Annotated in this window: 17 protein-coding genes; all 17 read right to left on the bottom strand. The window is 53.3% G+C overall.

Annotated features, from left to right (window positions below; genetic code table 11):
* Positions 1-302: 302 nt before the first annotated feature.
* The gene (locus Dvar_RS28950) at positions 303-533 is read right to left on the bottom strand and encodes a KH domain-containing protein (RefSeq protein ID WP_419664174.1); all 231 of its coding nucleotides are present in this window, start codon (positions 531-533) and stop codon (positions 303-305) included.
* A 218-nt stretch (positions 534-751) separates the two neighbouring features.
* Positions 752-1,216 carry a response regulator gene (locus Dvar_RS28945; protein ID WP_419656617.1) on the bottom strand — a complete coding sequence of 155 codons (465 nt, stop codon included), beginning with the start codon at positions 1,214-1,216 and terminating at the stop codon, positions 752-754.
* A 318-nt stretch (positions 1,217-1,534) separates the two neighbouring features.
* Positions 1,535-1,678 carry a hypothetical protein gene (locus Dvar_RS28940; protein ID WP_419656616.1) on the bottom strand — a complete coding sequence of 48 codons (144 nt, stop codon included), beginning with the start codon at positions 1,676-1,678 and terminating at the stop codon, positions 1,535-1,537.
* A gap of 438 nt (positions 1,679-2,116) precedes the next feature.
* A complete protein-coding gene (locus Dvar_RS28935) occupies positions 2,117-2,578 on the bottom strand; it encodes a response regulator (protein ID WP_419656615.1) in 462 nt (153 codons plus the stop codon).
* A gap of 155 nt (positions 2,579-2,733) precedes the next feature.
* Positions 2,734-3,864, bottom strand: coding sequence for a LuxR C-terminal-related transcriptional regulator (locus tag Dvar_RS28930; protein ID WP_419656614.1), 1,131 nt, complete (start codon positions 3,862-3,864; stop codon positions 2,734-2,736).
* A gap of 13 nt (positions 3,865-3,877) precedes the next feature.
* Positions 3,878-6,868, bottom strand: coding sequence for a chemotaxis protein CheB (locus Dvar_RS28925; RefSeq protein ID WP_419656613.1), 2,991 nt, complete (start codon positions 6,866-6,868; stop codon positions 3,878-3,880).
* 217 nt (positions 6,869-7,085) lie between these two features.
* Complete coding sequence (locus Dvar_RS28920) at positions 7,086-7,313, bottom strand: YHS domain-containing protein (protein WP_419656612.1); 228 nt, start codon at positions 7,311-7,313, stop codon at positions 7,086-7,088.
* A 47-nt stretch (positions 7,314-7,360) separates the two neighbouring features.
* Positions 7,361-9,508, bottom strand: a complete 2,148-nt coding sequence (glgP, locus tag Dvar_RS28915; RefSeq protein WP_419656611.1) for an alpha-glucan family phosphorylase — start codon at positions 9,506-9,508, stop codon at positions 7,361-7,363.
* A gap of 448 nt (positions 9,509-9,956) precedes the next feature.
* Positions 9,957-11,222 (bottom strand): toprim domain-containing protein, encoded by a 1,266-nt coding sequence (locus Dvar_RS28910; RefSeq protein WP_419656610.1) that lies wholly within the window; start codon positions 11,220-11,222, stop codon positions 9,957-9,959.
* A gap of 28 nt (positions 11,223-11,250) precedes the next feature.
* Positions 11,251-12,426: a cardiolipin synthase ClsB gene (gene clsB / locus Dvar_RS28905; RefSeq protein ID WP_419656609.1), complete on the bottom strand. Its 1,176-nt coding sequence runs from the start codon at positions 12,424-12,426 to the stop codon at positions 11,251-11,253.
* 157 nt (positions 12,427-12,583) lie between these two features.
* On the bottom strand, positions 12,584-13,027 hold the full coding sequence (locus Dvar_RS28900; protein ID WP_419656608.1) for an Hsp20/alpha crystallin family protein: 444 nt from the start codon (positions 13,025-13,027) through the stop codon (positions 12,584-12,586).
* A gap of 136 nt (positions 13,028-13,163) precedes the next feature.
* Positions 13,164-14,990: an ATP-dependent zinc metalloprotease FtsH gene (gene ftsH, locus Dvar_RS28895; protein ID WP_419664173.1), complete on the bottom strand. Its 1,827-nt coding sequence runs from the start codon at positions 14,988-14,990 to the stop codon at positions 13,164-13,166.
* Between the two features lie 162 nt (positions 14,991-15,152).
* A complete protein-coding gene (locus tag Dvar_RS28890) occupies positions 15,153-15,431 on the bottom strand; it encodes a hypothetical protein (RefSeq protein WP_419656607.1) in 279 nt (92 codons plus the stop codon).
* A 153-nt stretch (positions 15,432-15,584) separates the two neighbouring features.
* Complete coding sequence (gene hflC / locus Dvar_RS28885; protein ID WP_419656606.1) at positions 15,585-16,562, bottom strand: protease modulator HflC; 978 nt, start codon at positions 16,560-16,562, stop codon at positions 15,585-15,587.
* Complete coding sequence (hflK, locus tag Dvar_RS28880; RefSeq protein WP_419656605.1) at positions 16,559-17,608, bottom strand: FtsH protease activity modulator HflK; 1,050 nt, start codon at positions 17,606-17,608, stop codon at positions 16,559-16,561. The genes hflC and hflK overlap by 4 nt, the downstream gene beginning before the upstream one ends.
* Before the next feature lie 94 nt (positions 17,609-17,702).
* Positions 17,703-19,181, bottom strand: a complete 1,479-nt coding sequence (locus Dvar_RS28875; protein WP_419656604.1) for a B12-binding domain-containing radical SAM protein — start codon at positions 19,179-19,181, stop codon at positions 17,703-17,705.
* Complete coding sequence (locus tag Dvar_RS28870) at positions 19,178-19,468, bottom strand: hypothetical protein (RefSeq protein WP_419656603.1); 291 nt, start codon at positions 19,466-19,468, stop codon at positions 19,178-19,180. The genes Dvar_RS28875 and Dvar_RS28870 overlap by 4 nt, the downstream gene beginning before the upstream one ends.
* Positions 19,469-19,524 lie beyond the last annotated feature (56 nt).

Raw genomic sequence — 19,524 nt, 5'->3', positions numbered from 1 at the left:
CCTGGAAGAGAAGTGGCCGGTGTTCTCACAACAGATGCATAGGGATAGTTTATTGTTTCTCCAACGAGGATATAATAGCGTCCATCTGATTTTCAAATTCACGATACCTGTCCAGGGACAGCGAAAAGAGGATCTCGGGCCTTTCGGTAAAATCAATCAAAAACTTAGCAAGGTCCGGTCCCATGCCGACGCGTCTGATAAAGTCGGCTTTCGACCTGGCGCGTCTTGTCTCTACATCCTTTTTTGGGTCGTGGTCTTCCATATCGCCCATACCTTCCGTGATCGATCGATTCAGGCGCCCTCTACTCAACGATGTCCAGTACCGTGCGTTTTTTGAACTTTGCCGAAACGGCGGCAATAATGGTCCGCATGGCCTGGGCGGTGCGGCCCTGCTTTCCGATAATCTTGCCGATGTCATCCTTGGCAACACGCAGTTCCAGCACAATGGTTTGGCCGCCTTGAATGGCATTGACCCGAACTTCCTGGGGGCGGTCCACAAGGGACTGTGCAATCTGGTTGACCAGTTCATCTATCTGTGTCGCGATGGGATTCATTTTCCACTCTCCGTTAACTGTCTGATTTCGACGGTTCGATTAATTTGCAGGCGCTGGATGCGAACAGGGATGTGCGGCGTTCGTCCCTGATGAACGCGTAAAAAGCGATCCCCGAATTTTTTCCGTTAGACAAAAACGAGGTACTTTTACGTTCTTATTGGGCCATGCATGGCCTGGAAAAACGTTTTACGAAGCCGTTAATCCTTGAGCAATCCCAACCGCTGGAGCATGGCGCGTAGGTCTTTTAGTCCAAATGGCTTGAAAAGCCATCCGTCCACCCACCCCGAGGCCATCATGTCCAGACAATCGTGCTCATGACAGCCGGTCATGATAATCACTTTGGTGTCATGCATCTCTTTTTTGATGCTTTGGGTCAGATGGTAGCCATTCAATTCCGGCATCAACAGATCCGTGACCAGCAAATCGTAGGTGTCCGTAGTCACCTTGGTCATGACCTCAGGTTTTTCCTGGGCGGTATCGACCTGGCAGCCGAGTCGGGTGAGCATCTGGGCCACGTATTTGAGAATTGCGTTGTCATCATCAACAACCAGGCTGCTGAAACGACGTTGGCCTCGTTTGATCCGCTTCGGCGAATGCGCCTTCCTGTCACCCGCCTTCGAAGACTGTGTTTTGTTTTCAACAATGGACGTGTCGAATTTCATTGTTTTGTTCCTCTCCTTGAAACCCGTTCCATTGGCAGTGGCTGAACGATTTCTGGTAACATCTCAACTGAGACATATCGTTCTTATACAATGGGAGTAAAAAAGCAGCATCCGGCCAAGAGATCATTTCCAGGAACAATAAGCCCAGAACTCCATTTAGGGACGTGGTAAATATAAATATACCTATATGGCGCCGGATTGGGATTCGTTTTCAAGGCGCAACAATGGGTGCATACCTATTGTCTGTGCCCATTGATGCAACACGGAAAACGGATTCCAAGACAAGCAAGATGGGTATAGTTATATTTTCCATGTCCCTTAACCGACCTCGACTGACACCCCGATAAATGACAATTTATACAGGCAGTCGAATGTATCGGAACCGTCGTCGCACGCATATGGCGGTGTGCGCATCATATTTTGAGATTTTTGAACCGCCGCGATTTTTTTACAGTCTTTCATGCATACATCCTTGGGCATATGGCATTTGTCGCAGTTTCTGCAAGGTGAAGATATCATAGGCGTTCTTTCACGTTTTGTAGTCATGCCGCACGAAATCCAGACGAGTCGGTCGATTGCTTCAATCTCCGGGTAACCGGACGGTCAGCGTTAAGGTGTGTGCATAGCGTAACAATGTTGGCTGGCTTTTATAGTGTAGATCTTAAGTCGGCCGTTACAATATCACAAGACGGGATAAACAAGGGCGGAATGCGGGGGAAATCCACTTACTATAGCAGCGATTCTATATGCCATGTGCTTATTGTAACGATACCCAATTTTCTGATATTTAACCATAATTGGTAAAAACCACTTTCCAGGGCCGTCCTTCATCACCATCAAAAACAGGCCATATATTCAAATCATTCTGCAGGCGTTTGATGCCTACAGGGATGCGTGGTGTTAATCCTTAAGCAGCCCCAATCCCTGAAGCCTGGCGCGCATATCATCCAAACCGAATGGTTTGAAAAGCCATCCGTCCACCCACTGTGCGGCCATCATCTCCAGACAATCACTCTGATAACGGCCTGTCATGATAATAACCTTGATGTCATAGATTCTCTTAATGCTTCGGCTCAGATGGTAACCATTCATTTCCGGCATTTCCAGATCCGTGATCATCAGATCGTAGATGCCGGTGTTTAACTTGTTCACTACTTCATTTTTTTTATTAGCCGTCTCGGCCTGGTGACCGAACCGGATGAGTACTTGGACCACGTATTTGAGAATCGTCTTATCGTTATCGACCACCAGACTGCGAAGACGATTCACACTCTTTTTTTTTGGCTTCAGCGGATACGTCTTCCTGGCTCCCGAGCCCGAAGATAATGGCTTATTTATATTGGTAAGGGGTGAGCGGATCATTTTATTGTTCCTCTCTCTTTAATCGATTTTCCGGACACGACAACGCCGGATCTTGAAGGCATGCAGTAGAATTTATCGAGCCTTACCCATAACCAAATCGCTGTGATGTAGCAAGATGAGAAAAACAGGGGGAGAATACGGGGAAAATCTACTTACTATAGCAGTGACTTTAGATGCGATTGAAGATTGATCCGCTGATTGGTCAGCCCAAGCTTGCGGCGGATATTGAGTCGGTGAAAATCGATTGTGCTGGTTGCCACACGCATCGAATCGGCGATCTCCTTGGTGGTTTTCCCTTGGCGGATAAAGTTGGCCACCCGGGTTTCCGAGGGGGTCAGATGACAGCTTTCGATAATGAACCGTCTGCTGAGCGGTGATGCAATGTCGTCTATGCTGCGTTTGATGGTGTCGAGCAGGGCGCTTTGCGGCTGACTCAGGTGTCCGGCAGCCAGTTTCTCAAGGTGCGGCCGGGTCAGCTCGTTGATGTTGCAGACCACCTTTTCTTCAAGCGCGTGACGTTCGTCTTCGCGTTCCTTGAGCAGCACTTTTAGAGCGATGTTGGCCTCTTTCAATCCAATCATGTGGGCCTCCAGCGCCTTTTGGGCCAGTTCGCGGGAGCCAATCTCGCGTTGCAGCTGCCGATTGGCTCGCGACAGCTCCGCCGTGCGGCGTTCGATTTGGATTTCCAGATCCCGGCCGGCATTGGCCAGGGTCTTTTCAATTTTCTTTTTGTCGGAGATATCCACCAGCGTCATCCGCCACTGGATCACCACACCGGTGTCATCCCGATGTGCCTGAATCTCCGCCCAGACCCAGATGATCGATGCGTTGGCATTGCTTAGCTGCAATTCCAGGCGTTGCGTTTCACCGGTCCGGCCGGCTTTCTTGAGTGCGTCAAGATAGGCATCCCGCCAGTCCGGCGCCACGAACTGGCTGAAACCGGTGTTAAGGATTTTTTCACGCAGGTCGCTTAACAGCATTGCCCCGGCCAGGTTGATGCGGGAAACCAGCCCCTTTGGGTTGAGGTTCAGATAGCTGCATGGGGCGAATTCATACAGGTCTTCAAATTGTCGATACAGATCGGTCAGCTCCAGTTGCGCCCGCTTGAGTTCTTCGTTCTGGATTTCCAGCTCCGCCTGGTGAATTTTCAGCTCATGGATCAGCGCAATAATATCGGTGGACGCTTCGAGATCTGATTCCGATCTCTGCCTGATCAGTTTTTCCGCTTGCCGACGAAGCCGGTCAATTGTTTTTGACTGATCGGATTTATTTCCTGGTGGAGGCATGGTCTACTTCCTTTCAGTCGTTTTTTGCAAACCGCAGCAGAATACGGTGGGGCCGATCGTCATCAAGACGAATGATCTGTCCCATTACCCGGTATGCGCCTTCTGTTTTTGACGAGGATCGCTTTCCCGTAATGATTTCGAAATTCTCTTTTTTTTCCAAGGCCTTGTTGAGATTGGCGATCAGATCGGCCCACCATGGAAGGCGGCTGTTGATTTGAAAGATGTCCATCCCAGCTGCTTTTTCAGGGCTTGTTTTTACGATATCCGTAAAGGCCGAATTGGCCAGGACAATCGTACCCTCCTGTTCAAGCACGACCAGTGGATCGGCATTCATGTCGAAAATCTGGCGTGTCAACAGCCCGGCCTGCTGCATTTCCAGGTTGGTGGTGCTCAATAGGTGTTGGGCCATTTTCTGCTCAGCAATAGAGGTAAAGGTGAGTACCGCGCCGTCGATGCGGTTATCCGTGGTGCGATAGGGGAGAATGCGCATCTTGTACCATTCGCCTTCATTGGTCCGCACCTCGACTTCTTTGGAGGCGAGATGCGTCAGTACATCATCCAAATCAGTGATCATCCCCTTGTAGGACAGATTGGTAACCACATGCTGCAGCGGACGTCCGATGTCGGCCTGGATCAGGTTGATGATGGCGGTCGCTTCGGGCGTGAATCTTCTGATCCGCATGTGGTTGTCCACGAAAATGGTGGCGATTTCCGTGCTGTTGAGCAAATTGCGCATGTCGTTGTGGACCGCCGACAGCTCTTCCACCTTACTTTGCAGCTCGGCATTGACCGTCTGCAGTTCTTCGTTTAAGGATTGCAGTTCTTCCCTGGAAGATTCCAGTTCCTCATTGGTGGACTGGAACTCTTCGTTTGAAGACTGCATCTCTTCGTTGATGGACTTAAGTTCCTCGTTGGACGACTCCAGTTCCTCGACAGTGATCTGATGACTTTCGCGGGTCTTCTGCAGCTCTCTTTCCAGCGCTGCGATGCGGTTGGCTTCCGGGTGCAGGTTCCCTTCATGGTCCGTCGGTGAACCTTGCGTGATCGCGGCCTCGGCATCTTCGAAAACCACCAGCAGGCACCCGGAAAGCGCTGCGGGGGCATGCTGGGGCGAAACGTGCAGGTCGACCCATTGAACATCACCGTTTACTTTTATGGCAATTTTTCGGCGACGCACCGGCTGGTTGGACGATCTGGCCTCCCGGATGGCGGAGGAAAGCTCGATCCGCAGCCCCTCGCGGGTCATATCCAGGATATTTCGCGTAGGGGGACCGCTGGGGGTCTCCAGGTATTTGCCGGTGCGTCCCTGGACATGCAACATATTACCGTTGGCATCGACGAGAATGGCGGTGGGGGCGAACTGGTCAAGGATCGCCTGCTGCGTCATTTGCGCGATATTGACTTTCTGGTTTGCCGGCCTGTCACCCATGGCGTCCCCCGCATTCATGCCCGGTGCACACGGGCCGCTGGGAAAGTCAACCTGCTGGCGCAGGGCCTGCGGCACCTCACGCCGTTTGTATATTTTCCATTTTTTGTCCAGCACCGCGAACAGGTTGGAAAATCCACCGATGGACTCGGAGGCGCCCAGCATGAGAATGCCGCTGGGGGCCAAGGTATAATGGAACAGCGGCAACAGTTTCTTTTGGGCCTCGCTGTTCAGATAGATCAACAGGTTGCGGCAGCACAGCAGATGCAGTCGTGAAAAAGGCGGATCCTTGATCAAATCCTGAACCGAGAAGACCACACAGTCTCTGATTTCCTTACGGATGCGGAACGACCCGCCTTCCTTGATGAAAAACCGATTCAGACGATCATCATCGATATTGTCCGCAATGCTCGCCGGAAAGAGCCCTTGCCGGGCTTTGTCGATGGCATGACCATCAATGTCCGTACCGAACAGTTGCAGGTGGATATGATTGGGGTTGGTGTCTATCAGTTCGCGGATCACCATCGCCAGGGAATAGACCTCCTCGCCCGTTGAGCAGCCTGGGATCCAGGCCCTGAATGTCGCGTCGGCTTTGACGTGGCCCAGCAGTTCCGGAAGGACGTTGGTTTTAAGGGCATGGAAAGACGCGGCGTCGCGAAAAAAATGGGTCACGCCGATCAACAGCTCGCGGAACAACGCCTGCAGTTCGGCGGGATTCTCGCGCAGATAACGCACGTATTGCCCATGCTGAGCAATCTGGTTCAGTTCCATGCGGCGATTGATGCGGCGCAGCAGCGTATTTTTCTTGTACAGGGAAAAATCATGCCCGATCTGGGTTCGTAAAAGGGCAAAGATTTTGTTCAACCACTCCAGTTGGTCTCCGGTGGCCGCGGGCTGTTGGCTTAACGCCCGATCAGGATGGGTAAAATAGCTGCCGAGCCGTTGCGGCATCTCTTCCGGGGCCAGAATGACATCCGCCACACCGCTATTCGCCGCACTCCGGGGCATGCCGCCGTAACCGGCCGAATTTTCAGACTGAACCAGGACCCATCCGCCCCTGGCCTTGATCTCTTTGGCGCCGAGCGTTCCATCCGTGCCGGTGCCCGACAAAATCACCGCGGCCGCATTGACGCCACGGTCATGGGCCAGCGATTCCAGGAATTGATCGATGGGCAGCGCTGTACGCTTGTCAAGGGAATCCAATAGCTGGATTTTACCTTTGAATACGCGGATCTCTTTGTCCGGTGCAATGACGTAGATGTGACCGGGTTCAATGGTCTGTCCGTCCTTGGCCACAAGGACCGGCAGCGGGGTTGTTTTCTGCAGGAGCTCGGGCATCAGGCTCGGCTGTTTGGGAGCCATGTGGACGACAACGACAAACGCCATGCCGCTGTCCGCCGCGACTTCTTTAAAAAAGGATCTCAGCGCTTCGAGCCCTCCGGCGGACGCGCCCAACCCGACCACCGGGAACCGATTGTCCGATGGAATGCCTGGGTCTGACGCCTTGGCCCGGTGGGAGGTGGGTTTTGTTTTTGCTTTGACCGTTTTTGGGGTAGGCTGTTTTTTTTTTCCAGGCATACCGCTTTCCCATAGCCACGATGTAGCAGTGGCTTGTCGCCGTTGCTCAAAAGATACCCTTGCCGCTGAAACGATGATGAAAGGAGCTCTACCGTTGCTTGCTGAGCCCGGTGTCGCTCTTTTCGATCATAACAACAGGACTTATCCGGTTTCAATACATCATTGTCGTTTCCAGAGCACTTGGTTTCCCTTTTGACTATTTCTGGACAGACACTGGTTATTTGCAGTCCTGGGATGTCCGACTGCATTGGATATCTTTGAGTCGTTCGGTATACCGAGCCCAAAAGCCTTTCTTGGTTTTGGCGTCCGCTTTATCGAATTTGTTCTGACAGTCCTTGGAGCAAAAATAGTATGTCCCGTTCTCATCATCGCTGCGAAACCGACATTCGTCAGGATGGACGCTTTTGCCGCAAACCGGATCTATCGTTTTTTGACTTTCATTCATGATAATCCTCCATTGATTGATAGTTTGAACAGTTTATTACCTGCACGCTAATCTTCCAGCGCATGTTTAATGCTGCTGGAATAGAACTTTTCAATATATTGCTTGACCATCCGACGTGCGGAGAAACCGCAAGCCGCACGCTTAACGGTTTCCTTCATCAGCCGGACCCATTTTATGGGAATGCCGTTATCCGACACCTGGTAATAAAGCGGGATGATCTGCTTTTCCAGAAGGCGGTAGATCTTTTCGGCATCGTTGCCATCCGGATTCTCGGCATTTGCATCGTGCTCCACGGCCCAGCCATTTTTACCGTTAAACCCTTCCTCCCACCAGCCGTCCAGCAGGCTTAGGTGAGGAACGCCGTTCAGGGCCGCCTTCATGCCGCTTGTCCCACAGGCTTCAAATGGAGGCAGCGGCGTGTTCAGCCATATGTCCACCCCATGCACCAGATACTGCGCCAACTGCTCCCCATAATCCTCCACAAAAGCGACTCTTCCCCCGATCCGGGGATCGCGCGACAGGTTGATGAGGTTTTGCAGAACGACCTTGCCGGGGTCGTCGGCTGGATGGGCCTTACCGGCGAAGATGATCTGGATGGGACGCCAGCGGTCCTTGAAGTGTTTTTTCAGGCGCTCCAGATCTTGAAAGATCAGGAGGGCTCTTTTGTAAGTGGCGAACCGCCTTGCAAAGCCTATCGTCAGGACCGAGGGATCGAGGAAGGCGCCTCCGGCAAGCATTACCGATGAGCTGCCTCCGCCATCGGCCCAACGCAGGCGGGCGCGTTCCCGGACGGCATCGATCAATTTCACTTTGAGCCAGTAATGCGTTTTCCACAGCTCGATGTCGGGGATGGTGTCGATACGCTGCCAGATGACCGGGTCGTCATGCTTATCAAGCCAATCGGTACCGAGGTACGTGTCCAGCAGACGCTTGATCCTCGGTTCGATCCAGGTGGGGACATGGACGCCGTTGGTAACGTAATCGATGGGAACCTGGTTCTCCGGCAGGTTGGGCCAGAGGCTTCGCCACATCTTTCGCGAGACCTCGGCGTGCCGTTTGCTCACCGCGTTCCGACAGCCGGACAGGCGCAGCGCGAAAGCCGTCATATTGAATCCGGCAGCCGGTTGCTCCGGGTGGATCCCCATATTGATAAACGCATCGCGATCAAGGCCCAGGGCGGGCCAGTAGGAATCAAAATACGTTCCGATCATTTGGAAGGGAAATACATCGTGACCGGCCGGCACCGGCGTGTGGGTGGTAAAGATGGTGGAATCGATGACTTTCCGGCGGGCAGCGGCAAAGTCATTTCCGCTCTGCAGATGTCCCCGGATACGTTCCAGAAGCGCGAATGCCGCATGGCCTTCGTTCAGGTGCAGGAGGTAATGGTCGATACCCAAGGTTTTGAGCACCGTCGGGCCGCCGATTCCCAGGACGATTTCCTGGCGCAGGCGCTGCTCGAGATCGCCGGCGTAAAGCCTGGCGGTGATGGCTCGGTTCCAGGGACTGTTGCTTTCAACATCGGTGTCCATCAGATATAGGGAAACACGCCCCACGGCGACCTTCCACACCGCGACATGGATGGGCGGATCGGTCAGCGGGACCGTTACGACAAGTTGCCGTCCCTCCTTATCCATCACCCTGGAAATCGGGGCAGCCTCGCGCTCAAGGGGCTCCACCAGATCCGCCTGCCAGCCGTCATCCCGGACCTGCTGCCGTAGATAGCCGTCCGGGTACATGAATCCCACCGCCACCAGCGGCACAGATAAATCGCTGCATTCTTTCAGGTAATCGCCCGCCAGAAAGCCCAACCCGCCGGCATAGAAGGGCAGGGAGCGATGCAGGCCGTATTCGGCGGAAAAGTAGGCCACGGCAAGCTTGTGGTCCGATGAAAAAGGCGCCAGCAGATTGCACGTTTTTTTTTGCATGGTGCGATGGAAGACAGCCATTACCTCATCGAACTGGCGGATATAATCGGCATCGGCCCCGGCTTTTTCCAGAAGTTCCCGGGGCAATTCCCTGAGCATCTTGTCCGGGTTGTGGCCGCTTTCCTTCCAGGCCTGCCGGTCGAGGGCTTTAAAGAGCATGCGGGCGCCCGGATTCCAGCTCCACCAGAGATTTTCCGCCAGTTCCTCTAATCCTGCCAAGCGTTCCGGCAAATGGGGAAACAGGGGTTGTGCGGTATAGTTGTTTTTCATCAGATAGATCCTCCCAGGCTTGGTGGCACCATCGCCGGCCTTGATGTCGGGCGGTTATGATTCCAGATTCCTTTTCTTCCGGGCAAACTCTCACTCAGGGAACATCAGAGAGTTCCTTCTGGGTTACAGAGCTTTGTCATGCATGGGGGCAGTTTTTATTCTCCTGACGCTGCCGTGCAGTAACTATCCTAAGATAACTCCGACTGACAAAATCAGGAACATCAACAATGCTCTGGACATCGATAACGTCCAGAATAAAAACGTTAGGGTAGAAAAGATGCTTAAATCATTGTTGCCTGGAAGAATCAACAAATGGTGAATTCGGACATTACTTTTTCCGATAGCCATTTTCGTATAGGTAACAATCAATAACAATGATTTAAGCATCTTTTAATGCAACTATAGGGTTAACTCTACAAGCATAACATTTTGAAAATGACACATCGACCTATAAATGTTTCAGAGAAAATCCACTGATGGCGCTGACCACCGGCTCCAGTTTATCATATGGGTCCTGACCGTCTGCCAGACCGCCAAGGTAATAGACCCACCCGCCGGATTGGACCGCTGTCCGTTCGATGCCGTTTCTGCCGAGTTCGTCCCAGTCGTAAGCGGCAATAAAGTTTTCGATATCAAGGTTTTTGAGAATGGCCGCCGCGTTGGGAGTGAGATAGGAACCCAATGTCGACACCACCACCAGTTTGTCCTGGCCGTGGAGCAGATTGTAAAAGGCAAAATAATCAAATAGGCCCTCCACCAGGATGATCGTCCGGTACTGCCGGATATACCTGGCTGCCTTTTCAATGCCGTAAAGCCAGCTTTTGGCGGATAGGGGGACTTCACTGGCCTGGTGCTTGAGCCAGCGAACACCCCGATCCTCCAGGCGCCTGCCGACCATTCCGATCACACCGGCATCTGTGTCATAAATTGGAAACACCATCAGACCGGCGAAGAAATCACCGTAATTTCTTGAAAACAGGTTTTTGCGGTTGAAATCGATCTGCCGGCAATAGTATCCGTAACCCTTCACGGATCCATTGTTCAAGAATCTGATCAATCCAGCATCCGAGAACGCATTGAAAACGCCAGGATCCTTTTCAACTCGTGGCATAATACTGGCGATGAGTGCCCGGCCATGGTGCAGTTCATCGCTGTATGGCGGCGCGTAGCCGATGTTGAACTTGTCGATGGTCTCTTTCCCGACGCCCCGGCAGGCAAGATACTCCCAAACGGTCCTGAACCGGTCTTCATTAACGACAAACAGGTCATGGTAAAAATCGGCGGCATTTTCCAGGGCGGCAACCCCCTTTTTATCGCCTTGCTTCGGTTCGACAAACCCAACCGGTTCATCGGGCTCCGGTGTTTCGTCAGGCTCGGGAATGCAGGGGCTGCGGCCATCACTGAACGTGAAATCCGCAACACCCAGATGCTCGGCCCAAACCTGCTGCGCCCTTTGGAACGGATACTTATTCCTCAGCATGATCAGGTCGGTAATGTCCCAATCTCCCTTACACGCGCCAAAACAATGGAATCGGACCTCATTTTCTTTATTGACATACACCATGAAATTCTCTTGGGTGTCAGCGTGGAACGGGCAAGGGGCATTATACCGGTATTTTTTGATGCGCTTGAAACGGATATCAAACAGCGCTTCAACATAGGGGATAACGGCATCCATGGTCGCTGCCGATTTTATGTTCGGGTAGGTTTTCATCTCGTATCCCGATTCAGCATCATGTCGTTTATCTCCGCTTTGCCTGACCTGGTTTTATCCCCGGGGCATACCCGGCGATTCCGACCATGAATCGCACCACGCCATAACTTAGCCAATTCACCAGACGCAGTTTTGTTGATTTCGTTCTCCAGCTGTTTTCAATGATCCGGCGCGCATCCGTTTTGATTGCCTGTTCCAGGCTATGTTTTAATTCCAGAGCAAAACTTCCGTCGTCAACGACAACATTTGCCTCCATAGACAGCAGCAGGCTGAAAGGGTCGAGGTTTGAAGATCCCACCGTAGCCCAATGCTCATCGACCACAGCGACTTTGGCGTGCATCATGCTCTTGCGGTATTCATGGATCTCAATCCCAGCATCGAGAAAACTGCCATATAAGGCATGTGAGGCAGAATGCAGCAGGCGGTGATCCGCAAGTCCCTGCAACAGCAAAACCACCCGGACTCCCCGCCCGGCCGCATCCAAAAGCGCATGTCGGAAATTCAATCCTGGCAAAAAGTAGGCACTGGCAATAACAATTTCGTATCGCGCCTTTTCGATCGCCTGCACATAGGCATTTTCGATATCGCGGCGGTGGCGGATGTTGTTGCGTACCAGAAAAGCCGAGCGCATCAAACCCTTGGGTTCCATTGAAGGCTCCTGTCTGTCATTGTCTTCATCCCAGCCAGGAGGCAAGCGAGTCCAAGCCACCCGCGACCATACCCGACGAGCGGAGTCGTGAATTTCTTTCACCAGCGGCCCGTTCACCCTAACCGCGTAGTCAAAGCGCGTCGATGTCTGACGATGAATGTCCATATGATCGATGATATTCATGCCGCCGACAAAAGCGATCGTCCTGTCCACGACCACGATCTTTCGGTGCAAGCGACGCAACCGTCGCCGCCGCAGCGTCCAGGGCGAAGTCTTGGGCCGGAACTTCATCACCAATACGCCGGCCGCCTCAAGAAAATCGACCATGGTTTCCGGCAAACTGAACGAGCCGAATCCATCAATCAGCAGGTGGGTTTTTACACCCCGTAAGGCCGCCCGCCTGAGGGCTTCGGCAATGCGTCGCCCGGTCGTGTCATCTTCGAAGATATAGGTTTCCAGATAGATTTCATGTGTTGCCAGGTCTAACGCTGCTTCGAGTGCCGGGAAATAGGCCTCGCCGTTTTGAAGCAGGGTGATCTGGTTGTTCGGCATCATAAGGGTCACAGCAGCGTTGTCTCTTTTCTCAACTCTCTGTTTGCGTAAGCCAGCCGCTTCGATGAAACCGGCATGCGAATAACAACTATCTATGGCACCCGTCTGGGAAAAGCGATCGCTCTTCCCAGATTCAGTCGGAGGTCGGAACCTCCGCCCTTTATGCCACGTTAACTTCGATGGCTTTCGGTTTGGCCTCCTCCGTCTTATGAATCTGTAGGTTCAGGATGCCATCCTTGAACGCAGCCTTGATGTCATTCTCATCGACATTGTCAGGCAACGTAAAGCTGCGGGTGAAGCTTCCGTATTTTCGCTCTACGCGATGGAACTTTTTGCCGTTTTCCTCCTTTTCCTGTTTTCTTTCTCCCCGAATCGTCAGGATACCATTGTAAACACTCACTTTGACGTCCTCCTTTTTAACTTCAGGAAGCTCCGCCTTGATCTCGAAGGCGTTGTCGGTCTCGGCGATGTCTACCCGAGGTGCCCAGTCGCCTGTGGCGACGACCTCTTGGCCGCCAGCCTGAGCTTGCCCCACCGTTCTCGTGTAGCGATCAGCCATTTCTTCGATCTCACGCCATGGATTCCACCTTATTATTGCCATCATACACCTCGATTTTTGCAGGATTTGGTTTTCCCCGGAGGACCGACCCCGCATTTCAGGCCACCAGGATTATTGGTTGGTTACCTATGCAGCCTTAGCATGCTTGACCTGTAACAGGCCGGGGATAAAAAAAATGATTTTATTCAATTCCATTTTTCTCTTCCATGCTTCCGATTGGGTATTGGGATGGCTGAACGCAAAATGAAGATGCCGTTACAGGTGTTGCGGCCGACAGCATCTGCCTGAGTTCATCACCCTGTACACTTTCATTCAGCGAAAGGAGGCGGGCCAGATCATCTAGAACAGGTCGCCGCGCCGAGAGGATTTTTCGCACACGCTGATGCGCCTCATCGACAAACCGGGAGACCTCGTCATCGATCTGGGCGGCTTTGGCCTCACTGTAATGTTTCGCGGGAGAAAAATCTTCCGGAAGAAACATCGCCTGGCGCGGGCGCTCATAGCTCACCAACCCCAGACGATCGCTCATGCCATATTCCGCGACCATGGATCGGGCAATGTCCGTCGCCCGTTGCAGGTCGTTCTGGGCCCCGGTGGAAATTTCGTTGAATACCAGCTCCTCGGCCACGCGACCGCCCAAAAGGACGGCCAGCCGGTCCAACAGCTCCGCGCAAGTCATCAAATAACGGTCCTCGGTGGGCTGCTGCTGGGTGTAGCCCAGCGCCGCGATCCCGCGGGGAATAATCGAAATTTTATGCACCGGGTCGGCATGCTCGACAGACTCGGCCACGATCGCGTGGCCGGACTCATGGAAAGCGACAATTTCCTTTTCCTTGGCATTCATCACCCGGTTTTTCTTCTGAAGACCCGCCACCACCCGATCGATGGCCTCGTCGAAATCCGTCAGCTCGACGCTTTCTTTATTGTTCCGGGCCGCCAGAAGCGCGGCTTCATTGATGATGTTGGCCAGGTCCGCGCCTACAAATCCCGGCGTGCGCCCGGCGATCAGGCGCAGGTCGACCTCCGGCCCCAGGGCCACGTTTTTGGAATGGATTTTCAGGATGGCTTCCCGCCCGTTGATGTCCGGCCGGTCCACCAGAACCTGCCGATCGAATCTTCCCGGCCGCAGTAACGCCGGATCGAGAATTTCGGGCCGGTTGGTGGCGGCCATGATGATGACCCCTTTATTGGTTTCGAAGCCATCCATCTCCACCAGGAGTTGGTTAAGCGTCTGCTCGCGTTCGTCATGGCCGCCCATCACATTCATGCCCCGCGCCTTGCCCAGGGCGTCCAGTTCATCGATGAAGATGATGCAGGGGGCTTGCGTCGCGGCCTGGGAGAAGAGGTCGCGAACGCGGGCCGCCCCCACGCCGACGAACATCTCCACAAACTCTGACCCGCTGATGCTGAAGAAAGGCACTTTGGCTTCCCCGGCCACGGCCCTGGCCAGAAGGGTCTTGCCGGTTCCCGGCGGGCCAACCAGAAGGACCCCCTTGGGAATCCGGCCCCCCAGTTTCTGGGATCTTTCCGGAGTGCTCAGAAATTCGACCACCTCCTGGAGCTCTTCCTTGGCTTCGTCGATGCCGGCAGCATCCTCGAACGTGACTTTGGTCTCGCTCTCGGCAAAAATCTTGGCCTTGCTTTTGCTGAAAGACATCACCCCCATCCCCGTACCCATCTTTTTCATGGCAAATCGCCAGATCAGGAAAAAGAAGAGCAGAGGGAAAACCCAGGCGAGAAGACTGCCCAGGAATTTATTTTCGTATCGTCCCGAATACCTGATGTTGCGTTCATCCAGTTCCTTCACCAGCCCCGGATCGTCGACCCGAATGGTCTTGAACGCTTGACCGGTGGAACCTTTCAGCGTTCCGGTGATATTATCCGGTCCGATGACCAGTTTGCCCGCGGTCCCGTCGGCGATGGCCTGTTTGAATTGACTGTACGGGATCGTCTCCACGTTCGCGGAAAAGAAAAACTGCTGCGCATAGGAAAAAAAAAGGATGGCCATCAGGAGATACCAGATGTTGAAGCGCGTCTTCGGCGGCAACGTGCGCTTATTTTTCGGATTACCACCGGAACCGAAAAGGGCGCGAAGCTTGTCCGTCAGCATGCTGATTGGATCTTTATTTCTGTTGGTGGCCATTTCTTTTTTTCCTTTACTTTTATGCTGTTAGGTAAGGTACTTGGCCAGGTCCCCCATGGCCTTGGCGATTTCCTGGATCGCCTCATGCATGCCTTCGGCACCGTGGTCCATTTTGGATGTTCCTTTCTTCTCCATCTCGTTCTCTACTTTGGATTTGATGCTTTTCAAATGTTGTGCATGGATCTCAAACTGCAGGCGGTGCTCCTCTTCCATGTTTTTCATGGCATCGGCATCGATCCGTTTGACCAGTTCGTCGGCCTCGGCCATCAGTTGTTTGATATCCTTGGATTCTAAGTATTCTACCATGATGTCTCCTTTCGACGGGTGTTTGCCTGTTCCGGTATGAAAATACCGATCACCCAGCCAACCGGGCTTGACCTCGCAACCACCATCGGCAATGCCGCGCCGCAGATCGTTTTACTTCCAGACGTTTCCTACCGGCGGCGAATCTCCTCGTGACTACGGAGACGATGGGATCCGCACTTGGCTTGGGTTCGCGTTTTTGATATATTGATAAAAATCACTGTCCGTAGTGAGAATCAGTACGGAGTTCATATTGGTCTTTTCCTTGTAGCTTTCAAGGGTACGCAAAAAAGCATAGAATTCTGGATTTTTATTGAACGCCTGTCCGTAGATTTGCGTAGCCTCAGCATCGGCTTTGCCCTGGACCTCCTGCACCCGGCGGTAAGCGGTGGAGCGGATCTGGCGCAGCTCTTTTTCCATTGTCCCGAGGATCTCGGCGCTGCGTCCCTCGCCTTCGGAGCGAAACTGCGCGGCGATCCGTTTGCGCTCGGAAATCATTCGTTCATAGACCTTTTCGCGGACACTTTCCACGTAATCCAGGCGCTTGATGCGCACATCCACCAGTTCGATGCCGTATTGCGGGATGATCTTTCGTGCTTCCGTCAGTATCGTTCGGGTGATCTCCTCCCTACCTCGGGCAATCTCTCTTTTAAGCTCCTCTTCGCGTTCCTTTGGGAGCTCCTTTAGGGCCTCGCCCTCAGGTACTTCCCACGATGCGCTGCGTACAAGTTCCACGAGTTCGCTGCTTGACACCTGGTCGCGCACCACCGAATCGAGAATGTCGTTCAGGCGCGACTGGGCCCCCTCTTCGCTGGCCACATTCTCCAGAAATTTTTTCGCGTCGGCAATCCGCCATCGGGCAGTGGTATCCACCCAGATGAACTCGCGCCCCTTGGTGGGAACCTGGTTCGGATCACCGTCCCAGACCAGCAGACGCTTTTCGAATCGTCGGACCTCCTGCACAAAGGGCAGTTTCATGTGCAGCCCCGCCTCGGTTACCGGTTCCCCAACAGGCCGGCCAAACTGCACGACAATGGCCTGCAGACCCTCTTCCAATGTATATATACCGCCATAGAGTAAGATAACGATCACCACCGCTATCGCGATGAGTACTGCTTTCAAGGTAAACTTCATGGCCGCCTCCCTTGTGCTGATGGTTGCCCGCTGGATTCCAATGGGAGCCAGGGCACCATTGCCTTCTGGTCCTTATCCACGATATAGAGACCTTTCATATCTGATAGGAAACCGGTCATGGCCTCCAGATACAGGCGCCGCCGCGTAACCTGCGGCGCCTGTTCGTACTGTCCTAAAATGGCCGCAAAACGGGTGGCCTCTCCTTGGGCCCGGTTTACGCGTTCCAGTGCGTAACCTTCGGCCTCGCTGATGCTTTGCGTAGCCACCCCTCGGGCTTTTGGGATTTCCCGGTTGGCCTGTTCCTGGGCTTTATTGATCGTTTGCTCTTTGTCCTGACGCGACTCGTTGACTTCATTGAAAGCCGGTTTAACCTTATCAGGTGGAGTCACATCCTGAAGTTCCACGGTCACCAGACGCACACCGGACGCATAAGTTGTGAGGATTTTCTGGATCTCGGTTTTGGCTTCACTGGCCACCGCCACCCGTCCGGTGGTCAGCACATCGCTGCCCAGACGGTTGCCGACCGCGCGGCGCATGACCGCCTCGGTAGTGTCGCGAATGGTTTTCGATGTGTCGCGGACTTGGAACAGATAGCGGATCGGGTCTTCGATGCGGTACTGGATGATCCATTGAACGTCGATGACGTTCAAATCCCCGGTGAGCATCAGCGACTCGTCCGTGTAGGCGCCGCGCGTATCATAGCGGGTCTTTTCACCGGGAACGGTGGAAACCGAGACCGTCCGAAACCCAAACTCTTCTTTGAGCACGCGGGCAGTGGGCACCAAGCGGACTTTCTCGATGCCATACGGCAATTTGAAATGCAGCCCCGGACCGGCCGTGCGCATGACCTTGCCGAAGCGCTGTACAATCCCCGTCTCCTCCGGTTGGACGGTGAACCATGCGGTCCATAAGACCACCACCACCACACCGGCGAGAAGAATGAAGACCGGCCCGCCTTTGAATCTTTTAAACTGCTGTAGAATTTTCTTCAGCACGTCATCCAACGTCAGTTTGGGTCCCCCCGGGGGGTGATTCCATTCAGTCATCACTTACCTCCTAATTAATGAGCCGATCAGCTTCATCGATGCTTGTTTGTTCGGACGGATACCATTTAGTCTATATGGATTCTGGCTCCCTTGCTTAAAGGATATGCAACTCGCATATCCTCCGGTAATGGTAGCCGTAGATGGACAGGGTAACTGCCAACGGAAGCAGCCTGGGCCTCCGCGCCAGGGTCCAGATTAGCAGATACCAGTATTGGAATCGCTCTTTGCCCAATACGCCCAGCCGCAGGCAGGAACGGAAAAACGCCAGGAATCGCTGCCCATCAATAGGAACGGTCGCTGCCGGTACCTTAAGATCCTTCAAAATGGATCTGACCCGCTGGTAGTATTTGCGGGGCGAATAGATCTGCCGCATGATTGCCCGATACCCATTGATCAAGTGGTCCAGTCCCATGACCGGGATAATATTGGTCCGGCCGTCCACATTATCCCCGGAGAAGTCTGCACAGACACGTCGTTCATCCACCAAGCGATCAAAGAGCCGGGTTCCCGGCGGCGCCTGAAGCATGCCGACCATGGCCGTGACAATGCCGCTTTGCTGGATAAAATCGATCTGTCGTTGAAAAATCGAGGGCGTATCGCTGTCGAAGCCGACGATGAATCCACCCATGACCTGCATACCGGAGCGGTGTATCTTTTTTACATCCAACAGCATATTCCGGTTTTTGTTGTGCGTCTTGCGGCACTCCGTGAGGCTGCTCTCATCCGGTGATTCGATGCCGATGAAGACGGAATCGAATCCGGCATCGGCCATCAGAGTCATCAATTCTGGGTCATCGGCCAGGTTGATGGAGGATTCGGTAAAGAAAACGAATCCTTTTTTATCCCTACGCCATTCAATCAGAGCTGGGAGCAACTGCTTCTTCAGCGAACGTTTGTTGCCGATAAAATTGTCATCCACAAAGAAGATATTGCCGCGCCAACCGGTCTGATAAATGGCGTCCAACTCCCCAAGGACCTGCGCTGGCGTTTTTGTGCGCGGCCGGCTGCCGAAAAGACTCGTGATATTGCAAAAATCGCAGTCGAACGGGCACCCCCTGGAATACTGAATGTTCATGGATGCATAGCGTTTCATGTGAATCAAGTGCCATAACGGAATGGGGGTCTGGTGGATATCAGGGTACCCATCCGCCCGGTAGATTGCTTGCGGGCAGCCGTTTTCCAGGTCCTCAATAAAAGCCGGCAGGGTCATCTCGGCCTCGTCCAACACCAGGTGGTCCACCTGCCGGAAGGCATCCGGTTCGGCGGTAAAAAGCGGTCCGCCGGCAACAATCCTCAATCGGTGGGCTTGGCAGCGCGCGATGATATCGGCAGCCGATCGGCGCTGGATGGCCATGGCGCTGATAAATGCCATTTCGGCCCATTCAAGGTGATCGTCGGAAAGATCCTCCACGTTCAGGTCCACAAGACGAAAAGACCATGAGCGCGGCAGGAGGGCCGCGACCGTGAGCAATCCGAGCGGCGGAAATGCCGCTTTTTTCCCGATGAACCGCAATGCATAAGAAAAAGACCAAAACGTTTCGGGAAACTGAGGATAAATGAGGAGGATATTCATCGGATTAGACACCTTTCCTTGAATCTGGTAGCATCGCTCAAGTTGTTGTAATACCCCGGATACTTGTTGGTTCCCCCCGGCATGCCTAATTCATGGAAGCCGTACCTCATCATATCCCGGCCGTATTTCATGAGGTCATCAGGATCCTGGCCCATTGCCCCGACAGAACCATACCCGTCTCGGTAACTGGCGGCATCTCTCTCTTGGCCAAATACATTCGAAGCGAATATAAAAACCATCATCAATACCGGGATTATTGATACACGGTTAAAAGTATGATTTTTCATTTCACGTTCTCCTCAATACGAAGTGGCGGGATTTAGTACTGATCTTCATTTCCATT

The organism is Desulfosarcina variabilis str. Montpellier, assembly GCF_048565275.1.
Classification (GTDB): domain Bacteria; phylum Desulfobacterota; class Desulfobacteria; order Desulfobacterales; family Desulfosarcinaceae; genus Desulfosarcina; species Desulfosarcina variabilis.
This window is presented reverse-complemented; position numbering and strand designations above follow the sequence as displayed.